This is a genomic window from Bradyrhizobium sp. KBS0727 (assembly GCF_005937885.2).
Taxonomy (GTDB): Bacteria; Pseudomonadota; Alphaproteobacteria; order Rhizobiales; family Xanthobacteraceae; genus Bradyrhizobium.
In genome coordinates this window covers 2,096,911-2,113,086 of the sequence record NZ_CP042176.1, presented here as the reverse complement: position 1 = coordinate 2,113,086, position 16,176 = coordinate 2,096,911, and the positions used below count along the sequence as shown (strand labels likewise).

At 63.0% G+C, this 16,176-nt stretch carries 14 protein-coding genes; 6 read left to right on the top strand and 8 right to left on the bottom strand.

The window, feature by feature from the left end:
- Nucleotide 1: 1 nt before the first annotated feature.
- Together FFI89_RS09700 and FFI89_RS09695 are read right to left on the bottom strand one after the other, a co-directional pair.
- Complete coding sequence (locus FFI89_RS09700) at nucleotides 2-1,603, bottom strand: GMC family oxidoreductase (protein WP_138835046.1); 1,602 nt, start codon at nucleotides 1,601-1,603, stop codon at nucleotides 2-4.
- A 100-nt stretch (nucleotides 1,604-1,703) separates the two neighbouring features.
- Entirely contained in the window at nucleotides 1,704-2,930 is a 1,227-nt protein-coding gene (locus FFI89_RS09695; protein WP_138835044.1) for a cytochrome P450, read from the bottom strand.
- A gap of 200 nt (nucleotides 2,931-3,130) precedes the next feature.
- Between FFI89_RS09695 and FFI89_RS09690 the strand changes: the two genes are divergently transcribed.
- The gene (locus FFI89_RS09690; protein WP_246669403.1) at nucleotides 3,131-4,735 is read left to right on the top strand and encodes an NAD(P)/FAD-dependent oxidoreductase; all 1,605 of its coding nucleotides are present in this window, start codon (nucleotides 3,131-3,133) and stop codon (nucleotides 4,733-4,735) included.
- A 628-nt stretch (nucleotides 4,736-5,363) separates the two neighbouring features.
- On the opposite strand, the gene FFI89_RS09685 is transcribed toward FFI89_RS09690, so the two are convergent.
- The 5 genes from FFI89_RS09685 to FFI89_RS09665 form a co-directional block, all read right to left on the bottom strand.
- Complete coding sequence (locus FFI89_RS09685; protein ID WP_138835042.1) at nucleotides 5,364-5,933, bottom strand: carboxymuconolactone decarboxylase family protein; 570 nt, start codon at nucleotides 5,931-5,933, stop codon at nucleotides 5,364-5,366.
- Between the two features lie 120 nt (nucleotides 5,934-6,053).
- Nucleotides 6,054-6,911: a CoA ester lyase gene (locus FFI89_RS09680; protein WP_138835039.1), complete on the bottom strand. Its 858-nt coding sequence runs from the start codon at nucleotides 6,909-6,911 to the stop codon at nucleotides 6,054-6,056.
- Nucleotides 6,911-7,372, bottom strand: a complete 462-nt coding sequence (locus tag FFI89_RS09675) for a MaoC family dehydratase (protein WP_138835037.1) — start codon at nucleotides 7,370-7,372, stop codon at nucleotides 6,911-6,913. The genes FFI89_RS09680 and FFI89_RS09675 overlap by 1 nt, the downstream gene beginning before the upstream one ends.
- Entirely contained in the window at nucleotides 7,372-8,148 is a 777-nt protein-coding gene (locus FFI89_RS09670) for an enoyl-CoA hydratase/isomerase family protein (RefSeq protein ID WP_138835036.1), read from the bottom strand. Before FFI89_RS09670 ends, FFI89_RS09675 begins: the two co-directional genes overlap by 1 nt.
- The gene (locus tag FFI89_RS09665) at nucleotides 8,145-9,359 is read right to left on the bottom strand and encodes a CaiB/BaiF CoA-transferase family protein (protein ID WP_168212846.1); all 1,215 of its coding nucleotides are present in this window, start codon (nucleotides 9,357-9,359) and stop codon (nucleotides 8,145-8,147) included. Before FFI89_RS09665 ends, FFI89_RS09670 begins: the two co-directional genes overlap by 4 nt.
- Nucleotides 9,360-9,769: 410 nt before the next feature.
- On the opposite strand from FFI89_RS09665, the gene FFI89_RS09660 reads away from it, so the two are divergent.
- The 5 genes from FFI89_RS09660 (at nucleotide 9,770) to FFI89_RS09640 (ending at nucleotide 14,709) form a co-directional block, all read left to right on the top strand.
- Nucleotides 9,770-10,429, top strand: coding sequence for a TetR/AcrR family transcriptional regulator (locus FFI89_RS09660; protein WP_138835032.1), 660 nt, complete (start codon nucleotides 9,770-9,772; stop codon nucleotides 10,427-10,429).
- On the top strand, nucleotides 10,419-11,198 hold the full coding sequence (locus tag FFI89_RS09655) for an SDR family NAD(P)-dependent oxidoreductase (RefSeq protein WP_138835030.1): 780 nt from the start codon (nucleotides 10,419-10,421) through the stop codon (nucleotides 11,196-11,198). The genes FFI89_RS09660 and FFI89_RS09655 overlap by 11 nt, the downstream gene beginning before the upstream one ends.
- Nucleotides 11,195-13,108 carry an NAD(P)/FAD-dependent oxidoreductase gene (locus FFI89_RS09650; RefSeq protein WP_138835028.1) on the top strand — a complete coding sequence of 638 codons (1,914 nt, stop codon included), beginning with the start codon at nucleotides 11,195-11,197 and terminating at the stop codon, nucleotides 13,106-13,108. The genes FFI89_RS09655 and FFI89_RS09650 overlap by 4 nt, the downstream gene beginning before the upstream one ends.
- A gap of 620 nt (nucleotides 13,109-13,728) precedes the next feature.
- On the top strand, nucleotides 13,729-14,358 hold the full coding sequence (locus tag FFI89_RS09645; RefSeq protein WP_138835026.1) for a 2-hydroxychromene-2-carboxylate isomerase: 630 nt from the start codon (nucleotides 13,729-13,731) through the stop codon (nucleotides 14,356-14,358).
- A gap of 54 nt (nucleotides 14,359-14,412) precedes the next feature.
- Nucleotides 14,413-14,709 carry a hypothetical protein gene (locus tag FFI89_RS09640; RefSeq protein ID WP_138835024.1) on the top strand — a complete coding sequence of 99 codons (297 nt, stop codon included), beginning with the start codon at nucleotides 14,413-14,415 and terminating at the stop codon, nucleotides 14,707-14,709.
- Between the two features lie 50 nt (nucleotides 14,710-14,759).
- On the opposite strand, the gene pyk is transcribed toward FFI89_RS09640, so the two are convergent.
- Nucleotides 14,760-16,175, bottom strand: coding sequence for a pyruvate kinase (gene pyk, locus FFI89_RS09635; RefSeq protein WP_138835022.1), 1,416 nt, complete (start codon nucleotides 16,173-16,175; stop codon nucleotides 14,760-14,762).
- Between the last annotated feature and the right edge of the window lies 1 nt (nucleotide 16,176).

The window sequence follows — 16,176 nt, the reverse complement described above, 5'->3', positions numbered from 1 at the left end:
CTCAATCGAACAAGTTGGCGAGGCGCTGCTTCATCTGGTCGGCGATGTAGAGCGCGATGGCCTGAATGGTGGAGGTCGGGTTGACACCGCCCGACGTGACGAACACGCTGCCGTCGACGATGAACAGGTTTTTCACATCGTGCGAACGGCCCCATTCGTTCACGACCGAGCGGGCCGGATCGGTGCCCATGCGCGCGGTGCCGAGCAGATGCCAACCGCCGTAGAGGATCGGCGAGTTGACGCAGATATCGGTGGCGCCCGCCGCGGTGAGAACTTCCCTAGCCCGCGCGATGCCGTGCTCCATCATTTTGCGGCTGTTCTCGCTGATGGTGTAGTCGATGCGCGGCGCCGGGATGCCGTGGCTATCCTTCAAGACCGGATCGAGCGTGACGCGGTTGTGCTCCTCCGGCAGATCCTCGCAAATCGCCGACGCCGCCAGCCGGTGGCCGTTGAGCTTGCGGAAGACACGGTGGTGATCGGCGCCCCACGGCAGGATGCCCTTGGCCTCGCTGGCGACCGCCTCGAACACCGGACCGGCGCCGCGGCCGAACTGGATGCCGTAGCCGCGTACGAAATCGCGCGAGGGATCGGTCTCGTAAAATTCCTTGCTCCACAGGCAGGTCGGCGGCGCCCGGTTGCTGTCGGTCGGAGCTTCGACATAGCCGTAGACCTGCGCGTAGGGATGAAACATTAGGTTCTTGCCGACGAGGCCGGAGGAATTGGCAAGCCCGTCCGGAAAGCGTTCCGACTTCGAATTCAACAGCAGCCGCGGCGTGCCGACGCCGTTGCAGGCGACGATGACGACCTCGGCGGGCTGAAACTGCTCGGCGCCGTCCTTGTCGTAATAGATGACGCCGGAGGCCATGCCGTCCTCGTTGGTCGTGATCTCGCGCACCCGGCAATGCGTGCGCAATTCGACCCCGGCGCGCAACGCCGCCGGCCAATAGGTGATGTCGGTCGAGGCTTTCGCACCCTGCGCGCAAGCCGGCGTGCAATGGCCGAGATTGATGCAGCGGGCGCGGCCTTCGTAATCCATGGTCGCAACCGTCGTGTCCGACGGCCACCAGTGCCAGCCGAGCTTGTTCATCGCCTTGCCGATCATCGCACCGGATTTGCCGAGCGGCTGTGGCGGCATCGGCGGATCGGTCAAGGGCGACGCGGGATCGCCGGACAGGCCCGAGGTGCCCATCATGCGGTCGTTCTCGGCAAAAAACGGCACCAGCGTGTCGTAGTCGATCGGCCAGTCGTCGGCGACGCCATCGAGCGTCTTCACCCGGAAGTCGGACGGATGCAGCCGCGGCCAGTGCGCAGTGTACATTACCGTCGAGCCACCGACGCCGTTGAAGTTCACCACCTTGATCGGTGAATTGTCTTCGTTGATCGGATAATCTTCGGGCCGGGCGCGGATGTTCGGGCTCGGCGAATAATCGCCATAGAACCGCGCCTCCCAGTCGCGCCCCGTGCTCGGATATTCCGACGGCTTCATCCAGTCGCCCTGGTCGAGACAGAGGATGTGCATCTTGGTGTCGGCCAGACTCCACGCCACCGCCGCACCGGACGCACCGGCACCAATGATCAGGACGTCAACGGGTTCGTGCTTCATTCCAAATTCCTTACTTCCGTCGTTCCGGGGCGCGAAGCGAACCCGGAACCTCGAGATTCCGGGTTCGATGCTCGCGCATCGCCCCGGAATGACACATTTACTAACTCACAATCCTCACCGGCAGCGACCGGATGCCGCGGATGAAATTCGAATAGAGCCGCTGCGGCGGGGCGGTGATTTCGAAGCGCAGGTCGCGGTGCAGGATTTCCTCCCAGAGGATGCGGATTTGCTGTTCGGCGAGGCGGTCGCCGACGCAGCGGTGGATGCCGGCGCCGAAGGCGAGGTGCTGGCGCGGCTTGGCGCGGTCGACGATGAACTGGTCGGCCCGGTCGATCTTGCTCTCGTCGCGATTGCCGGAGATGTACCACATCACCACCTTGTCGCCCTTGGCGATGCTGCGGCCGGCAAGTTCGACGTCGGCGCGCGCGGTGCGGCGCATGTGCAGCACCGGCGTGTGAAAGCGGATGATCTCGGAGACGAGGTTCGGCACCAGTTCGCGCTTCGCGCGCACCAGCTCGAACTGTTCGGGGTTTTCCACCAGCGCCATCAGCCCGCCGGTCATGGAGTTGCGGGTGGTGTCGTTGCCGCCCACGATCAACAGCGCGATGGTGCCGATGAATTCCCGCGCCTGCAGGTTTCGCGTCGCTTCGGAATGCGACAGCATCGAGATCAGGTCGAAGGCCGGCGGGGCGCCGGCGCGCGCATCCCACAATTTGCGGAAATATTCGCCCATCCTGGTCAGTTCGGCGACGCGTTCTTCCGACGAATGCACCACCGCATCGGGTGAATCGACATTGGCGATCGCGACGTCCGACCACCAGGTCAGCTTCATGCGATCTTCCCAGGGGAAATCGAACAGGGTCGCCAGCATCATGTTGGTGAGGTCGGTCGAGACCCGCTCGACCCAGTCGAACGTCTCGTTGCGCGGCAACGCGTCCAGCACGTCAGACGTACGCTTGCGGATCAGCGGCTCGAAATTGGCGAGATGCGACGGCGCCACGATCGGGGCGACGGTACGCCGATGCGCGGTGTGGCCCGGCGGGTCCATCCGGATGAAATTGGCGAACTCCTGTCCCAGCGGCTGGTCGGTGATCTGGATACCGCCGAACTCGGAACTCGACGAATAATTGGCGTGATCGAGTTCGACCGCGAAAATATCGTCGTAGCGCGTCACCGACCAGTACGGCCCAAAAGGCGAGGCCTCGCAATAATGCACGGGATCGTCGTGGCGCAGTTGGTCGAACAGTGGCCGCCAAGCATCGTCCCGATAAAGCCGGGGATCGCTGACGTCGATCGAGGTCAGCTTGCGCTGCTGCGCCTGGGCCATCGCTTCCCTCCCCTGTTTCGGTCGCCGCTTGCCGGGCGATCCGGTTCCCGACGATAGGGGCAGATGCCGCCCTGAGTAAAGCCGACGCGGCCGGCCGGCGGCAAACCTGCAACCCTGCCACGCGTCGCGGCGGGGTTTGTCCACCGGCGCGAGACCGGATAGTTTTGTCGCCAACGACATGCTTGGTCGTTGACACGGGAGTGACGCCAATTCCGGATTTCGACGCCATCATCATCGGCGCGGGCATGTCGGGCCTGTACCAGCTCTACCGGCTGCGCGAACAGGGCCTGCGCGTGCGGGTGTTCGAGGCCGGCACCGGCGTCGGCGGCACCTGGTACTGGAACCGCTATCCCGGCGCGCGGTTCGATTCCGAGAGCTATTCCTACGGCTACTCGTTTTCCAAGGAATTGCTGGAGGAATGGGACTGGTCCGAGCATTTCGCGGGCCAGCCGGAAACGCTGCGCTATCTCAACCACGTCGCAGACAAGTTCGATCTGCGCCGCGACATCCAGTTCCGGAGCCGGGTTGCCGCTGCGGCCTTCGATGAGACGACGCGAAGCTGGACCCTCACGCTGGAGGACGGCAGCCGCTTCAATACGCGCTTCCTGATCACCGCGATCGGCCCGCTGTCGACGCCGACGCTGCCGCGCATCGAGGGGCGCGACGATTTCAAGGGGCAGTCGTTTCACACCGCGCGATGGCCGCATGAGCCGGTGGATTTCACCGGCAAGCGCGTCGCCGTGATCGGCACCGGCGCCACCGGCGTGCAGACCATCCAGACCATTGCCGGGCAAGTCGGTCATCTCACCGTGTTCCAGCGCACGCCGAACTGGTGTGCGCCGCTGCACAACGGCAAGATCGACGCCGAGACCCAGAAGCAGATCAAGGCCGGATACCCCGAGATGTTCGCGCGCTGCCAGGAAACATTCGCCTGTTTCCTGCACACGCCGGACCCGCGCGGCGCATTCGAGGTGACCGACGAGGAGCGCGAGGCGTTTTACGAGAAGCTGTATGGCGAACGCGGTTTTGGCATCTGGCAGGGTAACTTCCGCGACATCCTGACCGACCGCAGGGCCAATGCCACGATCTCCGATTTCGTGGCGCGGAAGATCCGGCAACGGGTGAAGGATCAGGCGGTAGCTGAGAAGCTGATTCCCAGGAATCACGGCTTTGGAACGCGCCGGCTGCCGCTGGAGACGTTCTATTACGAGGTCTACAACCGCGACAATGTCGAGCTGATCGACATTACGGAAATACCGATCGAGCGCATCACGGCTGCGGGCATCAAGACCAGCGCAAGGGAATTCGAGTTCGACATCATCATCTACGCCACCGGCTTCGACGCTCTCACCGGCGCGTTCGACAAGATCGATTTTCGAGGCGCCGGCGGCGCGCGGCTGAAGGACAAATGGCGCAAAGGGCCGGAGACCTATCTTGGCATCATGGTGCACGAATTCCCCAACATGATGATGCTGATGGGGCCGCACACCGCGCTCGGCAATATCCCGCGCAGCATCGAATACAGCGTCGACTGGGTCACCGGGCTGGTGCGGTTTGCGACCGAAAACAGACTGACGCGGCTGGAAGCGACGCCGGAAGGCGTTGAGTCCTGGACCGATCATGTCAAGGCGCTCGGGGTCGGGCTGTTGTCAAACGAGGTCAATTCCTGGATGACCGGAATCAATTCCAACGTCGAAGGCAAACAGACCCGCATCGTCGCCCGCTACAGCGGCAGCGCGCCGGCGTATCGCGCGCGCTGCGACGAGGTCGCGGCGAAAGGGTATGGGGAATTGAGGCTGGGGTGATCGCGTCAGTACACCGCAATCTATCAACGTCATTGCGAGCGAAGCGAAGCAATCCATCGCACGGCATAACGGATAGATGGATTGCTTCGTCGCTACGCTCCTCGCAATGACGTTGTGAGACATGCGCTCTCATCCTCGCGGCGCGAGGCGCCCGGAGTTTTGCATTTCGCTTGCCCTCTGAGAAGATAGAGGGCGCGGGGAAGACCGGGTGCGCGCTGCACCCGCGGTCTCGCGTGCAATGTGCATCAAGAAATGCGCACACGAGCATACAGGTTCAGCGGAGAACACTCCGGCCTCCCCCACGCAATGGCTTTACGGCTTATACGAGTTCGCCTTGGTGACCGGCTTTCTTGCCACCATCGCTTGCAGATTGCTCCGCTCGCTTGACGCCAGCACCGGGGCGTCAGGCCCACACGACTTCACCGTACGCAAGTGCCGCGCTCGTCAGTCGCAGCCTTCGCGTCCACCGCATCCCACCGCACGGTCGTGACGATCGCGATCGCCCCTCTTGTCGCGGTAGACGGGCGGAGTTGAACCACTGATTTGCCCGACGGGTTAAGCGAAATTTTGCCCGTCGTGCCAATTTGTCGCAGGGTGACTTGCCCGGCGGGCAAATGCGATTTCTCGGTCAAAATCCCTTCAAATCGGGATCCAGCGTCTGGCCTTCGTCAAGCTGGACGCCAAAGCTGTTCAGCAGCATCGAGACCTGGGTGTACTGGCCGACCGTAAAAACGATATCCATGCGCTGTTGCTCGTTGAAATGCTTCGTCAGTTCTGCCCAGACCGGCTCGGTGACAAATTGCTCGCGATGCAGATCGTCGGCGGCCCGCAGCAGCGCGGCGTCGGGCGCACTCCAGCCGGACGCATCGGCGCCGAGCTTGATCCGTGCGATCTCCGCATCGGTCAAACCGGCTTTTTGCCCGATTGGCACGTGCTGCGTCCATTCATAGCCGGAGCGGCAGAGAAAGCCGGTGCGCAGGATGACGATCTCGCGCTCGCGCGGCGGCAGCGTCGACTTGCGGCTGAGGATATAGCCGCCCCAGGTCAGGAAGGCTTTCGCCGCCCCCGGATGGGTGAGCATGGTGCGAAAGATGTTGATGATCCGGCCGCGGGCCTGCATCGGCGCCACGATCTCGCGCTGCTCCTCGGTCCAGTTTTCGGCGGCAACGGGGTGTATGCGTGGTGCTTTCAGTCGCATGGTTGTTCTTTTCCTAAATGAGTTTCGTCGTAGCTCGTAGCCCGGATGAGCGCAGCGACATACGGGGCCTTTCGCAACGGTGACCCGGATATCGCTACGCTCATCCGGGCTACAATTGTCCTACCGCGCCCGCAGCGCCAGAATCTTCTCGGCCGCACGCAGATGCGGCTTGTCGATCATCTTGCCGTCGATCTTCACGACCCCCGACGCCGGATTGTCGTTGAAGGCCTTGACCACCTTCTCCGACCAGGCGATTTCCTCGTCCGTCGGCAGGAAGGCGGCGTTGACGACGTCGACGTGCTTGGGATGGATCACGGCCTTGGCGAGGAAACCGTCCTGCCGCGCGGCGATCGCCTCCTCACGCAGCGCCTCGAGGTCGTTGATATCGGTGGCGATGGTATCGATGGCGACGACGCCGGCGGCAGCGGCGGCGATCAGGCAGAGATCGCGCGCCAGCAAAAACGGCCCGTGGTAGCGGCGGCCGGTTCGGTTCTTGGAGGCGCCGAGCGACGCCGCCAGATCTTCCGCGCCCCACATCATGCCCCACAGCCGCGGACTCATGTTCTCAAAATCCATCAGCTTGAGCACCGCCCGCGCCGTCTCGGTCGCGACGGTGACGATGCGCGTGGCACCGTTCTCGATCCCGGCGGCGGCCTCGAATGCATCGAGATACAGCGACAGCTTGTTGACGTCGGCGGCCCCCGCGCATTTCGGCAGCACCACGCCATCGGGCCGGCCGGGAATGACGGCGGCGAGGTCGCCGAGCGTCATGCCGGTATCCAGCGCGTTGATGCGGATATAGATCTTCTGGCCCGGGTTCCGCGCGGCAAGCATCTCGCGCACCGTGCTGCGCGCGCCGATCTTCTCGTCCGGCGCAATCGAATCCTCGAGGTCGAGGATCAGTGCGTCGGCCGCGGTCTTCTTGGCGTTTTCAAACTTGCGCAGGCTGTCGCCGGGGACGAACAAAAATGAACGCATCAGCTTTGTGCCTTCGGCTTGCAATGCATCAGCCCGGTGCGACGGCAGCTCGCCACCACCTCGCCGCGCTGATTGGTCATGGTGTGCTCGAACTCGACGATACCCTGCGTCGGCCGCGACTTGCTGGCGCGCTTGGAGATGATCTTGGTATGCGCCTTCAGCGTGTCGCCGTGAAACACCGGCTTCGGGAACTTGACGTCGGTCATGCCCAGATTGCCGATCGTGGTGCCCAGCGTGGTGTCGTAGACGCTCATACCGATCATGATGCCGAGCGTATAGAGGCTGTTGAATAGCCGCTGGCCGAACTCGGTGTTCTCGGAAAAATGCGCGTCGATATGCAGCGGCTGCGGATTCATCGTCAGCAGGCTGAACATGGTGTTGTCCATTTCCGTGACCGTCCGGGAGAATTCATGATGAAATTCCCGACCGATCTCGAACTCTTCGAAATATAATCCCGCCATCACCGTCCCTTGTAGTTGGGCGTTCGCTTCTCGACGAACGCGTTGAGGCCTTCCTGACAATCTTCCGTGGTTGCGACCACCACAAAGCTCTCGGCCGTGTTTTCGACCGACCTGCGGAAATCGGCGTCAACCGCGCGCATAAAGGCATCGCGCCCGATCTTCATCACGATGGGAGATTTGGCGGCGAGCCGCCGCGCGATCTCGCGGGCGCGCTCCAGCGCCGTCCCCTTCGGCACGACCTCGCTGAGCAGCCCCATCCGGAACGCGGTCGCGGCGTCGAAGGGATCGCCGAGGAACAGCGGGCCGAAGGCCTGATGCTTGCCGACCAGCCGCGGCAGCTGCACGAAGTGGATCGCCGGAATCAGGCCGACGTCGATCTCGGGATAGCCGAAGGTCGAGGCATCGCCGGCGATGATCATGTCGCAGGAAATCGCAATCGTCATGCCGCCGGCCCGCACCGCGCCGTCGATGGCGGCAATAGTCGGCTTGCCCATGCGATACTGGGTATCGTTGAGCGCGAAATACAGCCGCTCCAGGAATTTCTTGGTCTCGATCCCAGGCTTTCCCCTGACGATGTCGAGATCGAGCCCGGCGCAAAATACCTTGTGCAGGCTTCCGATCACGACGGCGCGCACCGCGTCGTCATCCCTCGCTTTGGCCAGCGCCGCCAGCAGCGCATCGATCAGTTCCATGCTCAGCGCATTGACCGGCGGCCGGTCCAGCATGATTTCCGCGATATTGCCTGAAACCGAATAACGAACGAGATCAGCACTCATGCCGCAGCTCCTTTTGCCTGACGTACCGCACCGGCCTTGACGAGATCGTCGATGGCGCCGCGCGCGAAGCCTGCCTGCAGCAGTACCTCGTAACTGTCCTGGCCGATATCCGGCGACGGCCGCAGATTGTCCTCCGAGAGACCAGCGATACCCGGCGTCCGCGGCGTGTAGACCGGGCCGACACCCGGCGTATCCTGGCACACCGCAGCCCTGGTCGCTTCGACATGGGCATTGCGCAGCCATTCGCCGGGATTGAGGATTCGCTCCGCGATGAGATCGGCCGCATGCAACCGCGATAGCCACGCATCCGTCGGCTGGGTCAGGAACACTTCGCGGAGTTGCGAAATCAATGTATCGGCGGAATCCGCGCGAGAGGCGAAATCGGCGAAGCGCGGATCGCTGGCGAGATCGTCGCGTTCGATCGCCGCGCACAGCCGCTTGTATTGCGGCTCGTTGACCAGCGTGACCATCATCCAGCCGTCGCTGGTCTGATAGGAACCCGCGGGCACGTTGAGCGCGCGCGGCGCGCCGCCTTCCAGAATATGTTCGGCAACCTTGTGGCCGAGCAAGGCCGAGGTCGACGCGCAGAGATTGACGTCGATCCAACGCCCGGTGCCGACAGTGGCGCGCGCGAACAGCGTGGTGGCGACGGCCTGGAAGGCATAGACGCCGGTGACGACGTCGGAGATCGTGGTGCCGACGCGGTGTGGCGTGCCATCGTTGCCGACATTGACCGACACCAGGCCGGAAAATGCCTGCGCCACCGAATCCGAACCCGGACGTTTGGAGTAAGGGCCGCTCTGCCCGAACGCGCTGACCGAGAGATAGATCAGGCCGGGATTGTCGCGCGCCAGTTCCTCGTAGCCGATCCCCAGCCGCGCGGCGACGCCGGGCCGAAAACCCTCGATCAGGACGTCGCAGTCTTTCGCCAGCCGTTTTGCGATGGCGATGCCTTCCTGATGCTTCATGTCGAGGCAGAGGCTGCGCTTGCCGCGGTTATAGACCGCTGAAAGCGTGGTGTGATTGCCGTAGGTCGTACCAAGGAAACGCGACCAGTCGCCCTCCGGCGGCTCGACCTTGATGACGTCGGCGCCATAGACCCCGAGCAGCATCGCGCAATAGGGCGAGGCGATACCCTGACCGAAATCCAGCACCCGCAGGCCGCGATACGGCGCCTCATGCGTCGGCGATAGCTTAGTTTCCTTGACCATTTCTTCTCCCGGGCGGGCTGAAAGCGACAACGCGGGGGTGCGCTGACGAATGTTATCGTCGGCCTTCAGCTCTTCGATCCCGGATGTGTAGACGATCCGCCCCGTGTCGATAACCGTCGCGCGGCTCGCAAGGCCAAGGCAAAAATGCATGTTCTGCCCGGCGACCAACAGCGTGGCGCCGGTGATCGTGCGCCTCCGCGTCCACAAGATTTCAGAGCAAGGGGGGTGACGTCAAGACAAATATGAATTACGACTCATAGTTCAGTTATGGAGGAACGAGGCCGAAATGGGCCCTTGGCGCGGATAATGATCAACTTAACCAGCTTCATCGCCTTTCACGCCCGCCGGACGCCGGGTCACGCTGCGCTGAAATACCGCGACGCGGACATCTCCTATGCCGAGGCTCGCGCATGACGCCAACTTCGCAAGCCGCATCGGGCAAGGTGACAAAGCTCAACCGCGTCGAGCGCAACGCCTGGACCAAGCGCAAGATATTCGACGCCGCCACCAAGGTCGTCGGCAAGCACGGTTATGCCGAAGCCTCGGTCGCCCGCATCACCGAGGAAGCCGGCGTCGCCCAGGGCACATTCTACAATCACTTCGAAAACCGCCAGGAGCTGCTTGATCAGTTGCTGCCGACCATCGGCATCGACATGGTACGCTTCATCCACGAGCGCACCGGCACGGCGGAGGCGGCGCGGCAGGAGATCGAGCGGTTCGGCGCGTTCTTCGATTTCATCGGCGAGGTGCCGGAATTCCTGCGCATCCTCAACGAAGCCGAGTTCTTCGCGCCGACCGGCTACCAGAAGCACCTCGATAATATCGTCACCGCCTACATCCGAATTCTGCAGCGGGCGCGCGACGCCGGCGCCATCGAGGATTTCAGCGACGAGGAATTCGAGGCCATCGTCTACATTCTGATGGGCGCGCGCGGCTATCTGAGCCAGCGTTATTCCTATTCCGGCGGCAAAGTCACCGCCGTCCCCAACCACGTCATCTCGGCCTATCGGAAGCTGATCACGCGCGGGCTCTTCAATCCATCCGCTAGAGGTAACCGCCATGACCGCTGAAGGTATCGTTCTCGTCACCGGCGGCAGCCGCGGCATTGGTGCCGCGACCGCGACGCTGCTGGCCGAGCAGGGCCGCCGCGTGGTGATCACGGATATCAAGCCGGAGTCGCTGGCGGGAACGAAGACGATCCTGTGGCCCGCGCCATTCGATGTCGCCAGCGAAAGCGCCGTCGTGAACGGTGTCGCCGATATCGAGGCCGCGCACGGCCCGATCACCGGCCTCGTCAACGCCGCCGGCGTGTTCGGCAAGATGCACCCGATCACGCAGGTGCGGATGGATCAATGGGACCGCGAGGTCAACATCGACCTGCGCGGCACCTTTCTGGTCGCCCGCAGCGTCGGCGTCAAAATGGCCGAACGCCGCCATGGCGCCATCGTCAACGTCGCCTCCGTGGCCGGCATGAGCTCCGGCCCGATCCACGCCTATACCGCGGCGAAGGCCGGTGTCATCCAGATCACGCAGACGCTCGCCGCCGAATGGGGCCGCGCCGGCGTTCGCGTCAATGCAGTCTCGCCCGGCTTCACCCGCACGGTCGCGCTCGAAGCCGGCATCGCCTCCGGTGCGCTGGACAAGCAACTGCTCGAAAGCCCGACGGCGATGAACCGGCTGGTCGAACCATCGGAGGTCGCGCAGGCGATCGTGTGGCTGTTGTCGCCGATGAGCAGCGGCGTAACTGGGGTAAACCTGCCGGTCGATGCCGGCTACATCGCGGGCACGACCTGGGCCGCCTATGGCGGCCTGCCGAAAGCGCCGGGAGCATCAGCATGAACGTCGAACTGCCGCGCAGGAAACTCGATCTCGCTTCCGCCATCGCCGAAGGCGATATCCGCGTGCTGCTGATGGTGCTGGTGCACATGACCGGCGACGAGCGCTGGCTGGAGCCGCCGTACCGACCGAAGCGCGACGTGCGCCTGATCCCGGATCCGCACGCCGGCGTGCCGCCGGAAATCCAGGCCGAAATCCGCGCCGCGGTGCTGAAGCTGTTCGAGAACGGCGCGCCCCAGCCGTTCATTTCGGACCCCGGCAACGACTTGATGCTGCGGATGATGCGCGCGACGCTCGGCGGCGAGAACGTCGCGCCCGAATATGCACCGCTGATGCGCGAGGAGATGGGGTTTGTTCCGCGCGAGGCGCGCTGGACCAAACCGCCGGGAAACGAAAAGCTGGCGCAGCAGCACGTATTGATCGTCGGCGCCGGTGTCTGCGCCATTGCGCTCGGTGTGGCGCTCGGCCGGCTCGGCATCCCCTACACCATCGTCGAGAAGAACGCCGAGCTCGGCGGCACCTGGTATGTCAACCGCTATCCCGGCTGCGGCGTCGATACGCCGAACCACTCCTATTCGTTCTCGTTCGGCGCGCGAAATCCGTGGACGCGCTATTTCGCCAAGCGCCAGGAGTTGCTCGACTACCTCAAGAACGTCGCGCTCGAATACGACATCCGAAAGCATCTGCGCCTCAATACCGAACTGACGTCGTCGCGTTGGGACGAGGGTAAACGCCGCTGGATATCGACGTTGAAAACGGCTGAGGGCGAGGAGATCTTTGAATCGACCACGCTGGTCAGCGCCATCGGCCAGCTCAACGACCCCTCGCCTGCGCATTTCAACGGCGAAGAAACCTTTGAGGGTGAGACGCTGCACTCGGCGTTGTGGTCCGACGACATCCAATTCGACGGCAAGCACGTCGCCGTGATCGGCACCGGCGCCACCGCGATGCAACTGGTGCCGGATATTGCCCACCGCGTCGCGTCGGTCACCGTCTATCAGCGTACCGCGCAATGGGCCCGGCCGGTCGAAGGACTGAACGACCCCATCACCGACGGCGCGCAATGGCTGCTCGCGCATCTGCCGTTTTACGTGCAGTGGTATCGCTTCAACATGTTCTGGCGCTATGGCGACGGCCTGCTGCCGTTCCTGCGCAAGGATCCGGACTGGCCGCATCCCGATCGCGCCGTCAACAAGGGCAACGACCGCCATCGCGAGGAATTGACGAACTTCATCCATTCCGAACTGAAGGACCGCCCCGACCTGATCGAGAAATGCGTGCCGACCTATCCGCCCTACGGCAAGCGCATCCTGCTCGACAATGGTTGGTTCAGGACGCTGACCCGGCCGAATGTCGAACTGGTGACCGAAGGAATCGATCGCTTTGCGTCCGACGGCGTCGTCACGACAGACGGCAAATCGCGACCTGCCGACATCATCGTCATCTCCACCGGATTCAAGGTCACGGAGATGGCGGCGCGCCTCAACATCAGCGGACGCGGCGGCAAGAATCTCAGAGTCGCCTGGGCCAACGACAATCCCACCGCCTATCTCGGACTCACCGTGCCGGACTTTCCGAATTTCTTCGTCATGCTCGGGCCGAATTCCGGCCCGGCGCATGGCGGCAGCGTGATCTTCCAGTCCGAGTGCCAGAGCCGCTACATCTCGGCGTGCCTGATCGAGATGATCGAGCAAGGCGTCGCCGCGATCGATGTCGATCCCGACGCGCACGATCAATACATCCGAGAGGTCGATGCCGAACATGAGCAGTTGATCTGGACTCATCCCGGCATGACCACCTACTACCGCAACCGCCAGGGCCGGGTGTTCTCGGCGATGCCGTGGCGCTTCGTCGATTACTGGTCGATGACGCATGATCCGGATTTCAGCCGCTATCGCCAGACCAGGGCGTGAGATCACCGAAAACCCGAGCGACGTGATTGAATGGAACCGGTGCTCATCCCCCATGGGATAGCTTGACAGCAGCCGATATCTGCCGCAGCATTTTAAGGCTGCACCCTTCGAAGTTACGGAGCGCGCGGGCTCCAAGCTTCGCAGGAATTGACGCCCGATCATATGGTCGTGACGGCACGCAGCGGAACGGACGCAGGTCCGTCGGGCAACTCTTGGAGAGGAGCACGATGCCACCGGGTCAGTTTGTGACCTTGCTTACTGCAAGGTTCCGGCGCGGATGAGGTGAACAGCAGCTGCTAACCTCGTTGCACCGTCTAAAAATCCAAACATACACGCGGGACTGGAGCGCAAAGGCCACGCGTTTTCCGGATCCTTAGATCCAACTGGTGTGTACCAGCTATCCTTCGCTAAAACGAAGATGCAGGGCCCCGCGATGCTTTAGGCACCGGGGCCCACTCGTTTGAATCACCCCAAATTTGAATCACCCTAAATTCAGTCGTCAGGATTTCCATCGTGCGACCGGCGTTGCCGGTTCGGGCACGTGACCCAATGCATGGTTCCGTGCTCTATTCGGCTGGGGACAATGGGCCCGAAACAATGGGCCCGAACAAGGACCAGCGATGAAAAAGCCGCGCGTACGCGTCTACACCGATTACAAGAGCCCCTACGCCTTCGTCGCCAACAAGCGGCTGTTCGAACTCGAGGAACAGTTCGGCGTCGAGCTGGAATGGCTGCCCTACACGCTGCGCGTCGCCGAATTCATGGGAACGGTGGAAGAGCGCACGCCGCATTTCTGGCGCAAGGTGCGCTACGCCTATATGGACGCGCGGCGCTACGCCAACGCGCAGGGCCTCACCATGAAGGGCCCGCGGCGCATCTACGACGCCTTCCATTCCAGCGCCGGCATGCTGTTCGCGCAACGTCACGGCCTGTTCCGGCCCTATCATGACACGGTGTTCCGGCGGTTCTGGAACCACGACCTTGAAATCGACGAACTGTCGGACATTGCGGGCGTGATCGCCGCGGTCGGCGGTTCGGCGAAAGACTTCGAAGCCTATGTTCACGGCCCTGCCCGCGCGGAGCATGACCGCATCATCGACGAGGCGGAAGCACTCGGCGTCTTCGGCGTGCCGACCATGGTCTTCAACGACGAACTGTTCTGGGGCGGCGACCGCATCGACCTCCTGATCGAGCGCATCAAAAACCCCGAATCGATCGCAGCGGCCCTGGGCAGCCGGCACCGGAAGTAAGGCCAAGCCCCTCCGGTTTGGGATCTGTTTACCAACCTTCGGTAGCCTCAAGGGATGTTTGAGATACCGGAACCGGGCACGTTCGCGGAAAACATCCCGATTGCCTACGACGCACCTGCCGACCTGAAGAAGTGGCCGTCGCTGAACAACCAGCGGGTCACCAGCAAGACGCCGTATATGGTCTATAACGGCACCCTGGCGGACTGCATCCGCGAATTGCTGGCCAAGCCGATCAGGCAGATCTCACTCTACGACATCGTCACTGAACGCCAGCCGGCGTTCAACGGCAACGTCCTGTCGCCCGGCGCCGCCGCCGAAATCGCGATGCGCAAGGATTTTCCGAGGGGCTAGGGCACGGTCCGGCCTGGCGACATGTCGGCAGTTGAAATTACCGCGACTGTTCAGACCCGCACAATCTTGAGCATGTTGGTCGTTCCCGAGATCCCGACCGGGCTTCCAGCCGCAACGACAATGGTGTCGCCCTTGTTTGCAAAGCCTTCCTTGAGGGCTGTCTCGCCGGCAAACGAACTCATTTCATCCAATGAGCCAATCGCAGGCACTGCCACCGAGTGGATTCCCCAGGCAACGGTCAATCGTCGTGCCGTCTCCACACTCGCGGCCATGCTGAGAATGGAAGTCGCCGGCCGTTCGCGCGATGCGCGCAAACTGCTCGATCCCGAAGTCGTGTAGGTGACGACGGCGGCGATCGGCAGCAGATCGGTTGCCAGCCGCATGCTGGCGGTGATGGCGTCCGGAATGGTTGCGGCAGGCGCCGGACGGGCCGCATCACTCATCCGGCGGTAATATGCCCGATCGTTCTCCGCGGCCTTGATGATGCGGTCCATCATCGCCACCGCCTCAATCGGAAACTTGCCGGAGGCCGATTCTGCCGAAAGCATCACCGCATCGGCGCCGTGATAGATCGCCGAGGCCACATCGGAAGCTTCGGCGCGCGTCGGCGTCGGCACTTCGATCATCGATTCCAGCATTTGCGTTGCGACGATGCTGGGTTTTCCTGCAAGACGACATGCACGAACGATCTGCCGCTGGATCGGCGGCACCTGTTCGGGAGCCATTTCGACTCCGAGGTCGCCGCGCGCGACCATGACCGCATCCGAAAGCGCGACAATGGCATCGAGGTGTTCGACCGCGGATGGCTTTTCCAGCTTCGACATCACTCCGGCGCGCCCGGCGACGATATTGCGGACTTCTTCGACGTCCTCCGGCCGTTGGACGAACGACAAGGCGATCCAGTCTGCGCCGAGTTCCAGGCCGTAGGCCAGGTCAATTCGGTCTTTGGGCGTCAGAGCTGAAAGCGGCAACACCGCGCCGACGACGCTGACCCCTTTGCGGTCGGACAAAGCCCCGCCCACGAGAACCCGTGTCGTCGCTTGAGCCCGGCCGCAAGACTCGACTTCCAAACGGACCTTGCCGTCGTCAAGCAGGAGTTGCACGCCGGGGGCGAGTGCCTGGAATATCTCCGGATGCGGCAGGCTTACCCGGGCGTCGTCTCCCGGTCCGCCAGCAAGGTCGAAATCGAACCTGGCGCCGGCTTTCAGAAGCACCCGGCCCGCCGTGAATGCGCCAACTCTCAGCTTGGGCCCCTGCAGGTCCACGAGAACGCCAATGGGCCGCCCTACATCCTTCTCAATGGAGCGGATGATGTCGTAGCGCTTCTTGTGATCCTCGTGGGTGCCGTGGCTGAAGTTCAAACGGAACACGTCCGCTCCAGCGTCAAAGAGGCTGCGAACAATTTCCGGAGTAGAGCTTGCGGGACCCAGGGTAGCGATGATCCTGGCGTTGCGGTGGCGGCGCATG

What these genes read in the sequence shown, in the direction of transcription:
- FFI89_RS09650 (WP_138835028.1), top strand. Translation starts at nt 11,195, where the DNA reads ATGAACGTCGAACTGCCGCGCAGGAAACTCGATCTCGCTTCCGCCATC.
- FFI89_RS09670 (WP_138835036.1), bottom strand. Translation starts at nt 8,148, where the DNA reads ATGAGTGCTGATCTCGTTCGTTATTCGGTTTCAGGCAATATCGCGGAA.
- FFI89_RS09700 (WP_138835046.1), bottom strand. Translation starts at nt 1,603, where the DNA reads ATGAAGCACGAACCCGTTGACGTCCTGATCATTGGTGCCGGTGCGTCC.
- FFI89_RS09645 (WP_138835026.1), top strand. Translation starts at nt 13,729, where the DNA reads ATGAAAAAGCCGCGCGTACGCGTCTACACCGATTACAAGAGCCCCTAC.
- FFI89_RS09680 (WP_138835039.1), bottom strand. Translation starts at nt 6,911, where the DNA reads ATGCGTTCATTTTTGTTCGTCCCCGGCGACAGCCTGCGCAAGTTTGAA.
- FFI89_RS09675 (WP_138835037.1), bottom strand. Translation starts at nt 7,372, where the DNA reads ATGGCGGGATTATATTTCGAAGAGTTCGAGATCGGTCGGGAATTTCAT.
- FFI89_RS09640 (WP_138835024.1), top strand. Translation starts at nt 14,413, where the DNA reads ATGTTTGAGATACCGGAACCGGGCACGTTCGCGGAAAACATCCCGATT.
- FFI89_RS09665 (WP_168212846.1), bottom strand. Translation starts at nt 9,359, where the DNA reads ATGGTCAAGGAAACTAAGCTATCGCCGACGCATGAGGCGCCGTATCGC.
- FFI89_RS09685 (WP_138835042.1), bottom strand. Translation starts at nt 5,933, where the DNA reads ATGCGACTGAAAGCACCACGCATACACCCCGTTGCCGCCGAAAACTGG.
- FFI89_RS09660 (WP_138835032.1), top strand. Translation starts at nt 9,770, where the DNA reads ATGACGCCAACTTCGCAAGCCGCATCGGGCAAGGTGACAAAGCTCAAC.
- pyk (WP_138835022.1), bottom strand. Translation starts at nt 16,175, where the DNA reads ATGCGCCGCCACCGCAACGCCAGGATCATCGCTACCCTGGGTCCCGCA.
- FFI89_RS09695 (WP_138835044.1), bottom strand. Translation starts at nt 2,930, where the DNA reads ATGGCCCAGGCGCAGCAGCGCAAGCTGACCTCGATCGACGTCAGCGAT.
- FFI89_RS09655 (WP_138835030.1), top strand. Translation starts at nt 10,419, where the DNA reads ATGACCGCTGAAGGTATCGTTCTCGTCACCGGCGGCAGCCGCGGCATT.